18 protein-coding genes are annotated in these 16,392 nt (G+C 73.0%); 7 read left to right on the forward strand and 11 right to left on the reverse strand.

Annotated features, from left to right (window positions below; translation table 11 throughout):
* Positions 1 to 93: 93 nt before the first annotated feature.
* On the forward strand, positions 94 to 516 hold the full coding sequence (locus tag AB0C99_RS28570; RefSeq protein ID WP_362480986.1) for a DUF4259 domain-containing protein: 423 nt from the start codon (positions 94 to 96) through the stop codon (positions 514 to 516).
* Here AB0C99_RS28570 and AB0C99_RS28575 read toward each other — a convergent pair.
* The 3 genes from AB0C99_RS28575 to AB0C99_RS28585 are packed head-to-tail and all read right to left on the reverse strand — an operon-like array spanning position 478 to position 1,978.
* On the reverse strand, positions 478 to 891 hold the full coding sequence (locus AB0C99_RS28575; RefSeq protein WP_362480874.1) for a hypothetical protein: 414 nt from the start codon (positions 889 to 891) through the stop codon (positions 478 to 480). The two genes, AB0C99_RS28570 and AB0C99_RS28575, sit on opposite strands and share 39 nt — an antisense overlap.
* 6 nt (positions 892 to 897) lie before the next feature.
* Positions 898 to 1,170: a DUF397 domain-containing protein gene (locus AB0C99_RS28580; protein ID WP_362480877.1), complete on the reverse strand. Its 273-nt coding sequence runs from the start codon at positions 1,168 to 1,170 to the stop codon at positions 898 to 900.
* Positions 1,139 to 1,978, reverse strand: a complete 840-nt coding sequence (locus AB0C99_RS28585; RefSeq protein ID WP_362480880.1) for a helix-turn-helix transcriptional regulator — start codon at positions 1,976 to 1,978, stop codon at positions 1,139 to 1,141. The genes AB0C99_RS28580 and AB0C99_RS28585 overlap by 32 nt, the downstream gene beginning before the upstream one ends.
* A 137-nt stretch (positions 1,979 to 2,115) precedes the next feature.
* Here AB0C99_RS28585 and AB0C99_RS28590 point away from each other — a divergent pair, with 137 nt between their 5' ends.
* Together AB0C99_RS28590 and AB0C99_RS28595 are read left to right on the forward strand one after the other, a co-directional pair.
* A complete protein-coding gene (locus tag AB0C99_RS28590; RefSeq protein WP_362480883.1) occupies positions 2,116 to 2,472 on the forward strand; it encodes an ATP-binding protein in 357 nt (118 codons plus the stop codon).
* 50 nt (positions 2,473 to 2,522) lie between these two features.
* Positions 2,523 to 3,167 (forward strand): class I SAM-dependent methyltransferase, encoded by a 645-nt coding sequence (locus AB0C99_RS28595; protein WP_362480886.1) that lies wholly within the window; start codon positions 2,523 to 2,525, stop codon positions 3,165 to 3,167.
* On the opposite strand, the gene AB0C99_RS28600 is transcribed toward AB0C99_RS28595, so the two are convergent.
* Both AB0C99_RS28600 and AB0C99_RS28605 read right to left on the reverse strand, forming a co-directional pair.
* Positions 3,154 to 4,152 carry an arginine deiminase family protein gene (locus AB0C99_RS28600; protein WP_362480889.1) on the reverse strand — a complete coding sequence of 333 codons (999 nt, stop codon included), beginning with the start codon at positions 4,150 to 4,152 and terminating at the stop codon, positions 3,154 to 3,156. The two genes, AB0C99_RS28595 and AB0C99_RS28600, sit on opposite strands and share 14 nt — an antisense overlap.
* A gap of 101 nt (positions 4,153 to 4,253) precedes the next feature.
* On the reverse strand, positions 4,254 to 6,053 hold the full coding sequence (locus tag AB0C99_RS28605; protein WP_362480892.1) for a hypothetical protein: 1,800 nt from the start codon (positions 6,051 to 6,053) through the stop codon (positions 4,254 to 4,256).
* A 114-nt stretch (positions 6,054 to 6,167) separates the two neighbouring features.
* On the opposite strand from AB0C99_RS28605, the gene AB0C99_RS28610 reads away from it, so the two are divergent.
* From AB0C99_RS28610 to AB0C99_RS28620, 3 genes are all read left to right on the forward strand, one after another.
* On the forward strand, positions 6,168 to 7,088 hold the full coding sequence (locus tag AB0C99_RS28610; protein ID WP_362480894.1) for an N-acetylmuramoyl-L-alanine amidase: 921 nt from the start codon (positions 6,168 to 6,170) through the stop codon (positions 7,086 to 7,088).
* A gap of 197 nt (positions 7,089 to 7,285) precedes the next feature.
* On the forward strand, positions 7,286 to 8,134 hold the full coding sequence (locus AB0C99_RS28615; RefSeq protein ID WP_362480897.1) for a hypothetical protein: 849 nt from the start codon (positions 7,286 to 7,288) through the stop codon (positions 8,132 to 8,134).
* Positions 8,135 to 8,238: 104 nt separating this feature from the next.
* Positions 8,239 to 9,246 carry an LLM class F420-dependent oxidoreductase gene (locus AB0C99_RS28620; RefSeq protein WP_362480900.1) on the forward strand — a complete coding sequence of 336 codons (1,008 nt, stop codon included), beginning with the start codon at positions 8,239 to 8,241 and terminating at the stop codon, positions 9,244 to 9,246.
* A gap of 53 nt (positions 9,247 to 9,299) precedes the next feature.
* On the opposite strand, the gene AB0C99_RS28625 is transcribed toward AB0C99_RS28620, so the two are convergent.
* A complete protein-coding gene (locus tag AB0C99_RS28625; RefSeq protein WP_362480903.1) occupies positions 9,300 to 9,953 on the reverse strand; it encodes a flavin reductase family protein in 654 nt (217 codons plus the stop codon).
* A 104-nt stretch (positions 9,954 to 10,057) separates the two neighbouring features.
* Positions 10,058 to 10,627, reverse strand: coding sequence for a hypothetical protein (locus tag AB0C99_RS28630; protein WP_362480906.1), 570 nt, complete (start codon positions 10,625 to 10,627; stop codon positions 10,058 to 10,060).
* A gap of 283 nt (positions 10,628 to 10,910) precedes the next feature.
* Here AB0C99_RS28630 and AB0C99_RS28635 point away from each other — a divergent pair, with 283 nt between their 5' ends.
* Positions 10,911 to 11,756 carry a helix-turn-helix transcriptional regulator gene (locus tag AB0C99_RS28635; protein ID WP_362480909.1) on the forward strand — a complete coding sequence of 282 codons (846 nt, stop codon included), beginning with the start codon at positions 10,911 to 10,913 and terminating at the stop codon, positions 11,754 to 11,756.
* A 259-nt stretch (positions 11,757 to 12,015) separates the two neighbouring features.
* Here AB0C99_RS28635 and AB0C99_RS28640 read toward each other — a convergent pair whose 3' ends face one another.
* The 4 genes from AB0C99_RS28640 to AB0C99_RS28655 form a co-directional block, all read right to left on the reverse strand.
* On the reverse strand, positions 12,016 to 12,897 hold the full coding sequence (locus tag AB0C99_RS28640; RefSeq protein WP_362480912.1) for a DUF2690 domain-containing protein: 882 nt from the start codon (positions 12,895 to 12,897) through the stop codon (positions 12,016 to 12,018).
* 110 nt (positions 12,898 to 13,007) lie between these two features.
* Positions 13,008 to 14,084, reverse strand: coding sequence for a prenyltransferase (locus AB0C99_RS28645; RefSeq protein WP_362480914.1), 1,077 nt, complete (start codon positions 14,082 to 14,084; stop codon positions 13,008 to 13,010).
* On the reverse strand, positions 14,081 to 14,911 hold the full coding sequence (locus AB0C99_RS28650) for a class I SAM-dependent methyltransferase (protein ID WP_362480917.1): 831 nt from the start codon (positions 14,909 to 14,911) through the stop codon (positions 14,081 to 14,083). Before AB0C99_RS28650 ends, AB0C99_RS28645 begins: the two co-directional genes overlap by 4 nt.
* The gene (locus tag AB0C99_RS28655; RefSeq protein ID WP_362480920.1) at positions 14,905 to 16,248 is read right to left on the reverse strand and encodes a glycosyltransferase family 4 protein; all 1,344 of its coding nucleotides are present in this window, start codon (positions 16,246 to 16,248) and stop codon (positions 14,905 to 14,907) included. The genes AB0C99_RS28650 and AB0C99_RS28655 overlap by 7 nt, the downstream gene beginning before the upstream one ends.
* Positions 16,249 to 16,392: the final 144 nt, after the last annotated feature.

Below are 16,392 nucleotides of genomic sequence, written 5' to 3' on the forward strand. Positions count from 1 at the left end.
ACAGTTACCGGCCCGGGTGATTGTCAGTGGCGGGTGCCAGGGTGTGGAGCAGCAGCCGGGAACGCCGGCACCGAGTGAATGAGCGAGCAGACCATGGGCACTTGGGACATCGGCCCCTTCGACAACGACACGGCCGCCGACTTCTCGTACCGCATCGACAAGGCCGAGGGCCCCGACGCCAAGGCGGCCGTCCTCCTCGTCGCCCTCCGCGAGGTCACCGAGACCGGCGACGACGACTTCCTCGACTCCGACATCGCCGTCGAGGCCATCGCCTCCGCCGCGCTCATCGCCGCGCAGTGCCCCGGCGGCGATCCCGTCACCGTCTCGTACGGCCCCAAGGAGCCCGTGCCGCCCCTCCCCGCCGACCTCCGCCCCACCGCCGTCGCCGCCCTCGACCGCGTCCTCGGCCCGGAGTCCGAGCTCAAGGAGCTGTGGGAGGAGTCCGACGGCGACCAGTGGAAGGCCGTCATCCTGCGGCTACGCGCGGTCCTTGCGGGCGCGGGCGCGGACGCGTAGCCCCACCGCCACCGCCGTCGCCGCCACCACGGTCACCGCGAGCAGCAGCAGCGTCGGGTTCAGCCACCCCGGCACGACCTCCCGCCCCGCGCACACCAGACTCACCGGCAGCACACTGGACGAGTCCGGCGACACCTTCACACCCGCGTTGAACCAGCAGGCGTCCTCGGGGAAGAGGTACGGCTGGTACGACAGCCCGTACGCGTGCACCGCCGCGCCCGCGATCCCCGCGAGCACGGCGACCCACGTCGCGAGCCTCGCCGGCACGGGCGCGCTCACCTTGCGCCCGCGCCGCCGCCGCAGCCAGGGGGTGGCGGCGATCCCCGCCCAGAGCACCAGGATCAGGACGAGGACGATCGGCCCTAAGAGCTCCATCGCCGATCAGCGCCCGAGACGGCCTTCGGCGGCGGCCGTCACGAAGGCCGCGAAGGCCGCCGGGGCGGCCAGGAAAACGGGCCCGGCGGGCCGCTTGGAGTCCCGCACGGCGACGTGCGCGGTGAGGTCTGCGACCTCGATGCACTGACCGCCGGTGTCGCCGCTGTACGAGGACTTACGCCACGCTGCGGCACCGAGCGGGGCGCACTCGACGCATTCGCCGCCGTTGGAGCTGCTGTACGAGGACTTACGCCACCGCAGGTCCTGGTTGGTGCCCATACCGTTCCTCCATCACGCGCGCGATCAGCGCCGCCGTGTCCTCCCGAGAGAGGGCCGATGCCTGGAGCCGAGCGTATCCGACGGAACGTTCCCTGATCACTTGCGGATTGGCGGTCATATGACCGGAGTCGTAGCTCTCCGCGTAGAAGATGTCCGGGTCGTCATCGAAGCGCAGGAGGCTGAACGAACCGGTCATCGCCGCGTGCTGCCCGACCCCGAAGGGCAGCACCTGCACCTGGATCCATGGGTGGTCGCGGAAGCCCATCAGATGGGCAAGCTGCTCGCGCATCACCTTGGCTCCCCCGATCTCCCGATACAGCACTGCTTCGTCGAGAATGACGCAGACCACTGGCGGGGTAGCCCGCTCCAGGATGCGCTGACGCTCCATTCGAGCGGCGACCACGTCATCGAGCCCGTCGATGGTCTCGACGCTCAGCACGGCCCGCGCGTACGCAGGCGTCTGAAGCAACCCATGCACCAGTTGGGATTGGAACGTCGAGATATACGTCGCCTTCGCTTCCATCACCGCGTACGGCTGGAACCACGCCGGCAACTGGCTTTGCAGCACCAGGCCGATCAGGCGGCTGAACAAGCCGCCCGTCATCAGCGCGGCGTCCAGCCGCTCCGAGAACTGGCGAGTGGGGACCTTCTTGGCCGTCTCTATCTGCCCGATCAGCGAACCCGTGCAGAAGAGGATGTCGCCCAACTGGTCCTGACTGAGCTTCGCCTCCTCCCTCAGCCGACGTAACTCCGAGCCGAAGTAGTCCAGCGGCGAGGCGCTGGGGTCGAGATTGCGGACATTGGCCACGGCGAGGTCACCCCCTCAAATGGACGCTTCCATGCGTTGATTCCACTCCGTAGCCGAGCGTAGGGAAGCGACTCCACTCTGGTGGCATGAATCACGGAACAGACCTCTACCCAGCGGAACTTACCGCCAGTTACCGGATGGGCTTCACCGTCGGTGAGCACTCCGCCGGTCACATCCGCCACATCCTGCGCATGTTCCTCGCCCGTTGGGGGCTCGACGAGCTGGCCGATTCCGGTGGGCTCGCGCTCACCGAGCTCGTCGCGAACGTCGTGCGGCACGTGCCGGACAGCCGCTGCACCGTGCTGATCCTGCGCGAGTCGCACGGGCTGCGGGTGGAGGTGGCGGACGGGGTGTCAGGGGTGCTGGTCGCGCGGGCGGCGGGGCCGCTGGAGGAGGGCGGGCGGGGGCTGGCGCTCGTGGAGGCCGTGACGGACCGGTGGGGGGTGATGTCGGGGCCCGAGGGGAAGACGGTGTGGTTCGAGTGCGACGGGTAGGGCAGCATGGGCGCCCGTAAGCGCGTACCCGCCAGTAGGAGGAGCCGACCATGGTCGCCACCGAGCCCACCCCCGAGATTCTCGCCGCCTTCGAGGCGGCGAAGGGCTTCATGCCCGTCAAGGAGGGGCTCGCGCTGTACGCGGCGGCGGCCGGGGCGGCGGAGCTGGGGCTGCCGCTGCTGGAGGTCGGCACGTACTGCGGGCGTTCGACGATCCTGCTGGCGGACGTCGCGAGGGCGGCGGGGACGGTCGCGGTGACGGTGGACCACCACCGGGGCAGCGAGGAGCAGCAGCCGGGGTGGGAGTACCACGACGCGAGCGTGGTGGACCCGGAGGTCGGCGTGATGGACACGCTGCCGACCTTCCGGCGGACCCTGCGCAAAGCGGGGCTGGAAGACCACGTGATCGCGGTCGTGGGGCGGTCGCCGCAGGTCGCGAAGGTGTGGGCGGGGCAGCTCGGCTTCGTGTTCGTGGACGGCGGGCACACGGACGAGCACGCGACGGCCGACTACGAGGGCTGGGCGCCGAAGGTGGCGCCCGGCGGGACCCTGGTCATCCACGACGTGTTCCCGAACCCGGAGGACGGCGGCCAGGCCCCGTACCGGATCTATCTGCGGGCGATCGGGTCGGGCGACTTCGAGGAGGTCTCGGTCACCGACTCGCTGCGCGTGCTGCGGCGCCTCAGCCCGTCCTGAGCAGCGGCTGGGTGCTGCACCGGAACGAGCCCCCGAGGGACCGGGTGACGCTGAAGTCCACGTACTCGACGTGGACGCCGAAGTCCTCCAGCCGCTTCCCCACGGAGGCGAAGACGGGGTCGGTGACATAGACCTCGGGGCTGAGCGGAAGGCCGTTGGTGGCCAGCCGGCCAGCTTGCTCCAGGTCGACCGTGACCCGGTCCCAGTCCCGCAGCGACTCGGGGAGCCCGTCCGGCAGCGCCTCCTCGCAGACGACCAGCAGGCCCTCCCGTACCAGCCCCAGCGCGCAGTCGAGGTGCAGCATCCGCTCGTGCAGCCGGACGGTCTCCACCGTGTAGCCGTGCGGCTCCAGGAGCTTGGCCAGCCAGCGGATGCCCAGCCGGTTGGAGGCGAGCCCCGAGGTGCCGACGAAGACCCGCCGGCCCAGGACCAGGACGTCTCCGCCTTCGAGGAAGGGCCCGGGGCCGAGGGTCGGGTCGTCCGGGGCGGCGACCTCGGGCATCGGGACGGCGACGTAGGCGCAGTCGGCGGGGTACACGTGCTCGCGGATCACCTCGCGCACCGGCAGCACCTCGCGGCGGCGGTGCAGGAAGCGCATGGACGCCTCCACGACGTGGCGGCCGACCGTGAAGAAGGGGTCCCGGGCGAAGAAGTTCGCGTATCCGTCGGCACCCGCGTACGCCTTCTCCGCCGGGGTGAGGAGCCGGGGGCTGTGCACCCGTACGCCATGGCGGTCGAGGACCGTGCGGAACTCCTCCCGCTCCTTCTCCCAGCGGGCCTGCCGGGCCGGGTCGGTGTCCCGCATGTCGCCGCCGCGCGCGCTCCTCGCGGGCGAGTCCGCGGGCAGGAACCGCAGGTCGCTTGAGGTGGCGGCGGACGCGGGGAGCCCCACTTCGCTCCGGGCCAGCACGACCGTCCGCAGAGGGGCGAACTCACTCTCGACGTACACCTCGGGCGTCTCGCCCACCTCGGCCGAATCGGACATCGACTCCCCTTCCGGCGCGTACCGGTCGAACAGCACGTATTTCCGTCCGAATATAACGCGGCCCCGCCCGGAACGCGGGCGGGGCCACGAGGCGAGCCGGGTCAGAACCCCGACGTCACGTACAGGCAGTTGGTGTAGCTGTAGCCCGACTCGATCTTCGCGTCGCTGGGCTTCTTCATGCCCGCCGACGTGCCGGTGCCCGCGCGCTTCTGGAGCATCTGGTAGTTGCCCGGAGGGAGCATCAGGGTCCGCTTGGGGTACTTGGAGGAGGGGCCGGAGCACGGCTTGACCTTCTCGCCGACCGGCAGCAGCAGGGTCGGGTAGCTCTTGCAGCTTCCGCAGGACGGGATGGTGAGGCGGCCGGTGACCGGTCCGGTGTAGAGGAGTTCGACCTCGCCGGGGCCGTCGTTGCTGATGACCATGACCTGACCGGAGCCGTCGACGGTGGCGCCGGTGGGCACCTTGTTGCCCGCCGCCGGGGTCTCCTCCGCGATCTCGGCGGCGATGGCGATGCTTCGCGCCTGGGCCGTCTGCGGGCTGTCCGGGTAGGTCTTGGCGTAGTCGGTCATCGCGGTCGCCGCCTCGCTGAACTCCTTCTTCTTGAAGCGGTCGAGCCCGCAGCCGAAGTCGCCGCGCTGGAAGACCCGCTTGATGTCGGCGACGAGCGCCCCGTAGGTCTCGGCCGGCAGCGCGGTGACACCGTTGCGGAAGCGGCCGAGCTCGATGAGCCCGTCGCAGGGAGCGATGCCGAGCGCCTTCTCGCGGGTGCGCAGGCCCTCGCGGAGGTTGGGCTCGATCTTCTGCGTGTACGGCGACTGCGGGAAGGTCTTGATGAGCAGGTTGAGCTGCTCGGTCGCGGAGGTCTCCGCGCCGGCCGCGCCGATCGTGGTGGTGCCGCACTGGAAGAGGGACTCGGCCAGCGGCTCGTCGGCCTTGCCCGCCAGATCGCCGAGGAGGCCGCGGTCGATCTTGTCGGGCAGCGCGCGCAGGTGCTTGAGGCCCGGGACGGCGGCGCAGTAGTCCTTCTTCGCGTACGGGGCGGAGACCGAGGCGTAGTAGGCCACGAGCCGGTCGGGGACCTGCTTGGCCGCGCGCGAGCCGGGGTGGTCCTTGGCGATGTCCCGGTAGGTCGCCAGGACCGAGTCGTAGGTCACCTCGACGCTGGTGAAGGACTGGCCCTCGGACCGCTTCACCAGCCCGTCGGCGGCGGCCAGCGTGTCCAGGAGCTGCTGCTCGATCGCCTCGTCGCGGGCGGCGGCGTAGGCGAGGGTGCCGCCGCCGGGGACGGCCAGGACGAGCGCGAGGGCGACCGGCAGCACCAGCTTCCGGCGGCCGGGGGCCTCCAGGGCGGCGGGGGCGGCGCGCAGGCCCCGGCGGTAGCCGTCGGCGGCGAAGGCCAGCAGGAGGACCGCGTACCCGACGACGACGCCGAGCGGGACGCCGTCCGGGTCGGCGGGCAGCGCCACGACGAGCAGGGCGATCGTCACGGCCCAGCAGACGGCCGCGGGCACCCACTGGCGGAGCAGGACGTAGCCGAGGCCGAGGCCGGTGAGGTTGAGGAGGGCGACGGCGGCGGCCTGCGCCGGATTCGGCGGGCCCGGCGGCGGGCCGGGCGGTGGCGGTGGCGTGGCGAGCATCACCGGCGGCTGGTTCGGGGGCGCGGGCGGCTGCCCGTACGGCCCCGGCTGCGGCTGCGGCGGTAAGCCGGAGTCCGCGTAGGGATTCGGCCGCTGGGGCGGGCCGGGCGGCTGCTGGGCCCCCGGTCCGGTCCATTCCCAGGGGGAAGGCTGTCTTCCCCGGTCCCCGGCGGCTGTGTCGTCGTGGTGGTCCTGCGCGCCGTGTCCGCCGTGGGCGTCCTGCGGGCCGTGAGCGTCCTGCGCGTCGTGTGCGTCCCCCGCCACAGGTGTTCCCCCTCTGTGGTCGTTGCTGCGGTGCCCCCCACATACCCTTCACCCTCCGGCCACACACGTCCACCGATACGGGCAATCCGGGGCCGGAGGGCCTACAGTCGCGGGGTGCCGAACGACCACCGGAACCTCCGCGCCCTGCCCCTGGCCCTCCCCCTGGCCCTGGCCGCCGTCGCCGCCCTCGCGGGCTGCGGGGGCCCCGCCGGGACGGCCGCGCAGGGCCCGTCCCGTACCGCCGAAGCGCAGGCGGACGCGCAGGCGGACCCGCGGGCGGGCGCCCCGGCGGGAGCCGACGCGCGGACGCAGGCCGCCGCCCGGGAGTCCGGGGCGATCCCGGCCGGGCCGGGGCGGAAGCTGCCGCTGGCCGGGAAGACGATCGTGATCGACCCGGGCCACAACCCCGGCAACTTCCGGCACACCGCCGAGATCAACAAGAAGGTGAACATCGGCACGAACCGCAAGGAATGCGACACCACGGGCACCTCCACCAACGCCGGTTACACCGAGGCGGCGTTCACCCTCGACGTCTCCCACCGGCTGCGCGACCTGCTGAAGGCGCGGGGCGCGAAGGTGGTCCTGGTGCACGACGCGGACCGCCCCTACGGGCCGTGCATCGACGAGCGGGCCCGGATCGGGAACGCCGCGAAGGCCGACGCCGTGGTGTCCGTGCACGGGGACGGCTCGGCCTCCGGGAACCGGGGCTTCCACGTGATCCTGCCCGCGCTGGTGCAGGGCGGCGGCGCCGACACCACGAAGATCGTGGGGCCCTCGCGGGCGCTGGGCGAGAAGCTGGTCGCGTCCTTCGGCCGGGCGACCGGCAGCGCGCCCGCCAACTACATCGGTTCCGGTACGGGGTTGGACGTGCGCAAGGACCTCGGGGGGCTCAACCTCTCGACCGTCCCCAAGGTGTTCATCGAATGCGGCAACATGCGTGACCCGAAGGACGCCAAGCTGTTCACCGACGCCGGGTGGCGGCAGAAGGCGGCGCAGGGGATCGCGGACGGGATCGGGGCCTACCTCAAGGGGTAGCCCGGCGCCCGGGGGCCACGGACGATAGATTCGCTTCGTACTCCATACTCCGTAACCCGTACTCCGTACTCCGTACGATGGCTCAGTGCCCCGTGCACCGCGCACCGTGCCCCGTGCACCGTACGGCACTCCGTACGTGGGGGCCGCCCCCGTGATCCGCGCCACCCCGACGAGACGACCCGACGAAGGACTCTGACGTGAATATCCGCTCCCTCACCCGAGGCGATGGCGTGCTGATCGGTGCAGCGGTGGTGCTGTTGATCGCCTCGTTCCTCAGCATCTCCGGCTGTGACGCCGGCCCGGCGATCTGCGACAAGGTCGACCTGCCGAACTCGTGGGACGCCTCGCCGCTCGGCTGGGGCGCCTACTTCCTCGGCATCGCGGGCGCCGCGCTCTCGGTCCTCTCGCGCGCGCTGCCGCAGCCGCGCAAGGTGGCAGGTCTGGAGCTCGGCCAGGTCGGCCCGGCCTTCGCCATCGCCTCGGCGTGGACGCTGCTGATGTGGATGTTCGAGTCGGACAACGCGGGCGCGGGCCTCATCCTCGGCCTGATCGCCGCCCTCGTGCTGGCCGGCGCGGCCGTCGCCACCCCGCTCGTCCCGGCCCTGAAGGCCCCGCTGGTCGGCGCCCCGAGGCCGCAGGCCCCGCAGCCGTACGGGATGCAGCCCGGCCAGCCGGGCGTCCCCGGCGGCTACGGCTACCCGGGCGCCCCGCAGCAGCCGTACGGCGCGCAGCCGGACCCCTCGCACGGCGGCCAGCCCTTCGGCGGGCAGCCGGGGGGCCAGCACCAGGCCCCGCAGCCGCAGGCGCCGCAGCCCCAGCCGCAGCAGGCCGCCGCTCCGGCGCCCTCGGACTTCGCCCCGTTCTGGTTCGCCGTGCCGGTGGCCCGCCCGCTGTACGCGGAGGACGGCTCGCCGGCGCCCATCGCGGAGCTGGCGCCGGGCACCTGGTACCTCGCGGTGGACCAGCGCGGTCCGGCCCTGGTCGCGCAGACGCAGGACGGGCGCCGCGGCGTCCTCCAGGACACCACGGGCATCCAGCGCGGCTGACCGCGCCCGCCCGCGACCGGCCCTCCGCCCTTCCGGGCGGGGGGCCGTTGTCGTACAGTCCAGGCCACCACACATCTGACACATCGTCAGAAAGGTTGCCCGTCATGCGCCTTGGACTCGCCCTCGGCTACTGGGGCCGCGGCCCCTCCGCCGCCCACCTCGACCTGGCCCGCGAGGCCGAGCGGCTCGGCTACCACTCGGTGTGGACCGCCGAGGCGTGGGGCTCCGACGCCTTCACCGCGCTCACCTGGATCGCCGCCCACACCAGCCGCATCCGGCTCGGCACCGCCGTCGCGCAGATGGCCGCCCGCACCCCGACCGCCACCGCCATGCACGCCCTCACCCTCGACCACCTCTCGGGCGGCCGGATGACGCTCGGGCTCGGGCTGTCCGGGCCGCAGGTCGTCGAGGGCTGGTACGGGCGCCCCTTCCCGCGCTCGCCGCTCACCGCGACGCGCGAGTACGTGGACGTGATCCGGCAGGTGCTGCGGCGCGAGGGGCCCGTGGCGCTGGACGGGCGCTACCACTCCCACCCGTACGCGGGCGCCGACGGCACCGGGCTCGGCAAGCCGCTCAAGCCGATCACCCACCCGCTGCGGGCCGACCTGCCCGTGCTGCTGGGCGCCGAGGGACCCAAGAACATCGCGCAGACGGTCCAGATCGCGGACGGCTGGCTGCCGCTCTACTGGTCCCCCGCCCGCTGGGCCGAGGTCTACGCCCTGCCCCCGCTCCCCGAGGGCTTCCTGGTCGCCCCCATGGTCCGCGCCCAGGTCTGCGACGACGTCGCCGCCGGACTGCTGCCCGTCAAGGCGATGCTCGGCTTCTACATCGGCGGCATGGGCCACACCGCCCGCAACTTCCACGCCGACCTCATGGGCCGCATGGGCTACGAGGACGAGGCCCGCCACATCCAGAAACTCTTCGCCGCCGGCCGCCGCGAGGAGGCCGTACTGGCCGTACCGGACGCCTTCGCCGACGAGATCTCCCTGATCGGCCCCCGCGAGCGCATCGCCGAACGCCTCGCCGCCTGGCGCACGGGCCCGGTCACCGACCTCCTGGTCACGGCCCCGGACCCGGAGACGCTGCGGGTCCTGGCGGAGCTGAACGGCTAGGAGCGCGTCCCCGTGGCAGGCGACTGACTGGGGGATGGCGGCGCGCAGGTCGGTCAGCGGGTCTGCCGGGGCGTCCGGGAGCGGAAGCTGCGGCCGAGTTCGGCGCCCAGTCCGTAGTAGTGACGGAAGTTGTAGATCAGCGGGCTCCACGAGGCCGGGTCTACGTGCTGGGAGCCGGGGACGACGATACGCGGATCGGCGTGGACCTTGAGCACGTGGGCCTCGACGATGAGGAACGCCCCGGAGGCATCGGGTCGGACCCGGGCCGCGCGGGCCTCCAACTGGATGGGGCATTCGGCGGCCCTGGGCGGCCGGACCAGATCGGAGGGCTCGGGTCGCAGGCCGGCGGCGGCGAACTTGTCCGGCTCGAAACGGTAGGTGCCGCGCTTGTCCTCGGGTATCGGGGTACGTCCGGTCAGGGGCGCCAGCCGCTCCACCGCCGGCCACTGGGCGGGCTCAGGGAGGTTGATGACGAGATCGGGTCGGCTGCGGAGATTGTGTGCGGTCTGTCCCCCGGGGCCCAGCCCGAGGACGATGACGTGACCCAGCGCCCAGGCCGAGGACATCGGCGCGAGGTTGAAGGACCCGTTCTCGTTCTCTGTCGAGAGCAGTACGACCGGGGTGCCGAAGTACAGGATGCTCGGCTCGATGGCCACATGGGCGGCCGACGTGTCGGCGGGTGCGGTGCTGTGTGCAGCGGTTTCCATGCAGTCGACCGTAGGGCGACGACACTTCGGACCTCACCGAAGGATCGCCGGTGGACGATGGACGGCGACGAGAAACCACGACGCGCGCTTCCGCCGCAGCCCGCTCAGCCGCCGGTGAGCTGGGAGGTGCTGGGGACCTTGTCGACGACCTCGGCGCCCGCGCTCTTTCCCGCTTCCTTCACCTGGTTGATGATGCTGTCGAAGGAGCCGATGTCGCCGTCGGTCGCCTCGCCCTTGCGCAGCTTCGTGCCGAGTTCCTTCAGCGACTCGATGCCCGCGCTCAGCGGTGCCACCGCCTTCGACAGGAGCGGGTCGCCCTTGGCGTTGTTCACCGCCGCCTTGAGCCTGTTGTACGTGAAGGCGCCCGCGAGGCCGGCCTTGACCAGCGCGAAGGTGCGGCCGTTCGCGCCCTTCTTGAACTTGCCCGCGCGGTACGGCTTCACGATCCACTGGTAGGTCGCCCCCGCCGCCAGGCCCGCGTTCGCCACGAACCGGGTCTTGGCCAGCTTCTGCTGCTCGAAGCTCGCCGAGCTCGTCGGGGTCGCCGGACTCGCGTCGGCGCTCGTCGTCATCGACTGCGAGCTGTCGCCGCCGCACGCGGCGGTCGTGGCGAGCAGCGCGCCGGAGAGGAAGAGCGCGACGAGGGCGCGCCGCGCGCGGACGAGGCTGGGCACGAGGGACCTCCCTGGGACTGGGGCGCCGGGCCTGATCCGCCGGGCAGGGCCCAGCCTCACCCGGGGCCCCCGGGGCCGCCACCGGGGTGGGCCCGTACGGGGCGCGGGCGCCGCCGCCGACCCCCGCCCGCCGTCCCTTTCTCCGTACGTCTTCGCAGGTCAGAGCCGTGGGACGTCCCACGGTGTCCCTGGGACGCCGTCGCGTCTGGTCCGTCCCCCGCGCCCGCCTGAGAGTGGATCCGCGGCCCGGGACGGCTCCGGGCGGGGGAGGTACGGAAGTCCGATGGTGAGGCACCGCGTGTGTACGGGTGGCGGTCGGTGTCAGTGGTTCTACCGGGCGCCGGACGCCCGGCTCGGCCGGGGCATCGGCGGCTACCGGGGGTTCCGGGCCGCGCCGGGGGTGCCGCAGGAGCGGCTGGTGGTGCCGAGCGGCCGGGTGTCGCTGCTCATCGGCTTCGGCGGCGAGCTGCGGGTCCCGGACGCCGAGGGGCGGCACACGTCCCTGGTGTCGGGCCTGCACACCCGGGCGCGGGTGCTGGGGCACGGCGGGGACGTGCGGGGCGTGGAGCTGGCGATGGCCCCCTGGGCGGCCCGGCGCTTCTTCGGCGCCACCGGGCTCGCCGAGCTCACCGACACCCTCGCGGACCCGGCGGAGGTGCTCGGCGGCCGGGTGCGCTCGCTCGCCGAGGCCCTGGCGGAGGCGCCGGGCTGGCCGGAGCGGTTCGCGCTGCTCGACGAGACGCTGCTGCGCTGGTCGGCGGAGGCGGAGCGGCGGGGCGCCGCGGCGGAGCCCGCGCCCGCGGTCCTGGAGGCGTGGCGGCTGCTGGAGCGGTCGGCGGGCGCGCTGCGGGTCCACGAGGTGGCGGCGGCGACCGGCTGGAGCGAGCGGCACCTGGAGAGCCGCTTCCGCGAGCAGATCGGGCTCGGCCCCAAGCGGCTGGCCCGGGTGCTGCGGCTGAACCGGGCGATCGGGCTCCTGACGGCCGGCGAGCGGGCCGCCGACACCGCCGCCCGCTGCGGCTACTACGACCAGGCGCACCTGAGCCGCGAGTTCACGGCGATGACCGGGCTGCCGCCGGGGCGCTTCCTGGCGGACCGGGGGACGGCCAGCGCCTGGATCGCGGGGTGAGCCCTGGGCCTGGGCCTGTGCCCGTCCCCGTAGCCGTGCCTGTACCCGTGCCCGTAGCCGTGTGCCCGTATCCGTATCCGTGCCCGTATCCCTGCCCGTAGCCGCGCCCGTTCCCGTATCGCCTGCGGCGGATTTCTCCAATACGCGGGCCGGGGACCGCTGCGAGACTCGCGTACGCGTGCGGGGTCGTCCGGCGCTACAGGGGTGCGCCGGACGATCTCGGGGCCTCCAGGGGCTTCCAGGGGCTCCAGGGTCCGGCCTACGGCTCCTGGGACTTCTCCGCGCTGGGGATGAAGCGGCCCGTGCAGGTGGGCACGCTGTCCTTGCCGTTCTTCTTCGGGAGGGCGGCGCAGACGAAGACCGAGCCGTCGTCGGGCGCCGCGATCAGCGGGGTGTAGACGTCCCGGTCGTAGTGGACGACGTCGGCCTGGGCGGCGCCGTCGGAGTTGTTGACGACGACGGTGGCACCGACCTCGGCGAAGGAGATACGGCCCCATGCGGCCTTGCAGGCGCGGCTGTAGCGGAGCTCGATGACGAGGTCCTTGGGGATGGAGCCGGTGCGGACGGTGACCGCGTCGGCGCCGCAGTTCATCTTCTTCGGGTCCTTGCCCTCGCAGGCGGTGAGCGTGCAGCCGGCGGCCGGGCCCGCGACCTTCACCACGGGCTTGGGCGGGGCCGGGGCCTCGCCGGAGCCGCCGGAGAGGGCGAGGACGCCGTAGGCGGACGCGCCGACGACCAGGAGGACGGCGAGGGCGAGGGAGGCCCACAGGGTGCGGCGCTTGCGGGCCGGGGCGGGCCGGGCCTCGCCGCCGCCACCGCCGGTCTCGCCGGTCTCGCCGCCACCGTCGCCTTCGGCCTCCGCCTCGCCTTCGCCCTCGGCCTCCGCCGTCGTGTCCGGCTGTGACCGGGCGGCCTCCTCCGCGTCCCAGCGGGCGAGCAGCGGCGCGGGATCGGTCCCGCACAGCCGCGCCAGGCTCTCGACGGCGTCCCTCGGCGGGAACTGCTTGCCGTTGACCCACCGCTCCCACGACGACTTGGCGTAGTGGGTCTTCTCGCTGAGCTGGGCGAAGCTCGATCCCGACGCCTTCTTCAGCGCGAGCAGTTCGCCAGCAAGGTCCGTGTTCGACCCCGCACGGTCCATTTTGGCCGTTTCTCCCCGATATGCATGTCCATGCCAGTCATGGACGTGGACATACTAGAGCCGGTTGATCAACCGGTTTTACGTGCACCGCGCACCGATCCACGCGAGCGTCAGGCGCAGCAGTCCGGGTCGAGTCCGCGCGGCAGGCGCTCGCCGCCGAAGACCGCGACCGTCGCCTCGTCGCCGCCGAGCGCCGCCACGGCGAGCAGCAGCGAACCGGCGGTCCAGGTGGTCCGCTCCTCCGGCCAGACCGCCTTCTCGCCCTCGAAGACGTACCCCGTCCAGTACGCGCCGTCGGCGTCCCGCAGGTGCCGGACGGACTGGAGGATGTCCAGCGCCCGGTCCGACTGGCCCATCGCCCACAGGGTGAGGGCCAGTTCGCAGCTCTCCCCGCCGGTGACCCAGGGGTTGGGCACCACGCAGCGCACGCCGAGCCCCGGCACGACGAAGTCGTCCCAGCGCTCCGCGATCCGCGCCTCGGCCCGCGCCCCGCTCACCGCGCCGCCGAGGACCGGGTAGTACCAGTCCATGGAGTAGCGGGACTTGTCCAGGAAGCGCTCCGGGTGGCTGCGGATCGCGTGCCCGAGCGCGCCGGCCGCCAGCTCCCAGTCGGGCTGCGGCTCCTCGCGTTCCTCGGCGATCGCCAGGGCGCAGCGCAGGGCCTGGTGGACGGAGGAGCTGCCGGTCAGCAGGGCCTCGGCCACCGGCGTGCCGTCGGGCTCGCGCTTCCAGCCGATCTCGCCGCCCGGCTGCTGGAGCCGCAGCACGAACTCGACGGCCGCGTAGACCACCGGCCACATGCGGTCGAGGAAGACGTCGTCGCCGGTGGAGAGGTAGTGGTGCCAGACGCCGACGGCCACGTACGCGACGAAGTTGGACTCCAGGCCGCGGTCGGTGACGTCCTCGGGGTCGCCGTCGCGGTAGGCCGCGTACCAGGATCCGTCGGCGTTCTGGTGCCGGGCCAGCCAGGCGTACGCCCGCGCGGCGGCCTCGTGCTCCCCGGCGGTGTCCAGGGCCATGGCGGCCTCGGTGTGGTCCCACGGGTCCAGGTGGTGCCCGCGGAACCACGGTATGGCGCCGTCCTCGCGCTGCACGGCGAGGATGCCGGCCACGGTCTCGGCGGCCTCCTCGGCGGTCAGCACGCCCTCCAGCACCAGGTGCTGGGCCATCCGCTCGGGAGAGGTCACTTGACGGCGTCCACGGAGGCGGCGTCCAGGGGGGCGTCCTCGGCGGCGGTGCCCTCGGAGGACGTGCCCTCGGCGGCGGCGTCCACGGGCGCGGCGTCCACGGGGAGCGCGGGCGCGTGCGGCTTGGTCGCGTAGGCCACGAAGCTCTTGCCGACGACCGGGTTGAGCAGCTGCTCGGCGACCCGGGTCAGGGCGGGCTTCTTCATGATGTCCCAGACCAGCAGCTTGTGGTACGCCTTCACCGGCAGCGCCTTGTCGTTGTCGACGCCGAAGGCGCACTTCAGCCACCAGTACGGGGCGTGCAGGGCGTGCGCGTGGTGGGTGCCGTACGGCTTGAGGCCGGCGCCGCGCATCTTGGCGAGCAGCTCGTCCGCCTTGTAGATGCGGATGTGGCCGCCCTCGACCTCGTGGTACGCGTCGGAGAGCGCCCAGCAGACCTTCTCGGGGCCGTAGCGCGGGACGGTGACGGCGATCCGGCCGCCCGGCTTGAGGACCCGGACCATCTCGGCGAGCACGCCCTTGTCGTCCGGGATGTGCTCCATGACCTCGGAGATGATGACGACGTCGAAGGACTCGTCGGGGAACGGCAGGTTGAGCGCGTCGCCCTCCATGGCGGTGGCCGAGGCCCCGGCCGGGGCCTCGCCGGCCTCCTTCATGGCCGCGAACCACTTGGCGACCTCGCGGATCTCCTCCGCGTTCTGGTCGAGCGCCACGACCTGCGCGCCGCGCCGGTAGCACTCGAAGGCGTGCCGGCCGCCACCACAGCCCAGGTCGAGCACGCGGTCGCCGGGGGCGAGCGGGAAGCGGGTGAAGTCGACGGTCAGCACGGGTTCCTGCTTTCGCGGTGGAGGGAGGCCGGGGCGCCCTGCGCGGCGATCGCGGCCCGGTACAGCTCGGCGGTGCCCTGGGCGGCCCGCGCCCAGGTGAAGCGCGCCAGGACCCGCTCGCGGCCGGCCGCGCCGAGGCGGGCGCCGAGCTCGGGGTCGGCGAGGACCCGACCGAGGGCGGCGGCCAGCGCGCCCGCGTCGCCCGGGGGGACGGCCAGACAGGTCTCGCCGTCGGGTCCGGCGACTTCGGGGATGGCGCCGCCGGTGGTGGCGACGAGGGGGGTGCCGGTGGCCATGGCCTCGGCGGCGGGCAGCGAGAAGCCCTCGTAGAGGGACGGGACGCAGGCGACCCGGGCGGAGCGGTAGAGGTCGACGAGCTCGGCGTCGGTGACGCCCTTCACGAACTCGACGGCGCCGGCCAGCCCGTACCGCTCGATGGCCTGGGCGACCGGGCCGCCCTCGGCGCGCTTGCCGACGACGACGAGGTGGGCGTCCGGGTGCTCGGTGCGCAGCTTGGCGAGGGCCTCGATCAGGTGGACCAGGCCCTTGAGCGGGACGTCGGCGCTGGAGGTGGTGACGATCCGGCCGGGGACCTCGGCGACGGCCGGGTCGGGCGACCAGAGCTCGGTGTCGGCGCCGATGTGGACGACGCCGATGCGGTCCTCACGGACGCCGAGGTGCTCGACGATCTCCTGGCGCGAGGTGCCGGAGACGGTGAGCACGGAGGGCAGGCGGCGGGCGACACGTTTCTGCATCCGGGTGAAGGCGTACCAGCGGCGGACCGAGGCGCGGCGCTTCCAGTCGGCGGCGGCGTCGAGTTCGAGCTGCCGGTCGACGGTGATCGGGTGGTGGATCGTGGTGACGAGCGGGGCGCCGAGGGCGCGCGGGCCGCCGAGGAGTCCGTAGCCGAGGGTCTGGTTGTCGTGGACGACGTCGAAGTCGCCGCGCCGGGCGGCGAGGGCGCGGCGGGCGCGCAGCGAGAAGGTCAGGGGCTCCGGGAAGCCGCCGGTCCACATGGTGGCGACCTCCAGGCCGTCGATCCAGTCCCGGTACTCCTCGCGCTTCGGGGTGCGGAAGGGGTCGGGCTGGCGGTAGAGGTCGAGGCTGGCGATCTCGGTGAGCGGGACGCCTTCGTCGAGCGTCGGGTACGGCTGGGAGCCGAGCACCTCGACGCTGTGCCCGAGCCGGGCGAGCTCGCGGGACAGGTGCCGGACGTAGACGCCCTGGCCGCCGCAGAACGGGTTCCCCTTGTACGTGAGGAGAGCGATCCGCAACGGACGGTCACCGTCCGGAGCGGTGCCCCGCCGGGGGCTTGCCTCTACGGCCTCCGCGGTCATGTGCGACCCCCTTCGCGCGATGTATTTCGCGGGAGCGTAACCGCCCGCGCTAATCTAGAACAAGTTACAGACTTGATCGTTCACGATCCGCCACGATCGGCTGTCTCGATCTTCTTGATCCTTCAAGATCCCTCAAGGAGCACA

It is taken from the genome of Streptomyces sp. NPDC048659 (assembly GCF_040650575.1).
Taxonomy (GTDB): domain Bacteria; phylum Actinomycetota; class Actinomycetes; order Streptomycetales; family Streptomycetaceae; genus Streptomyces.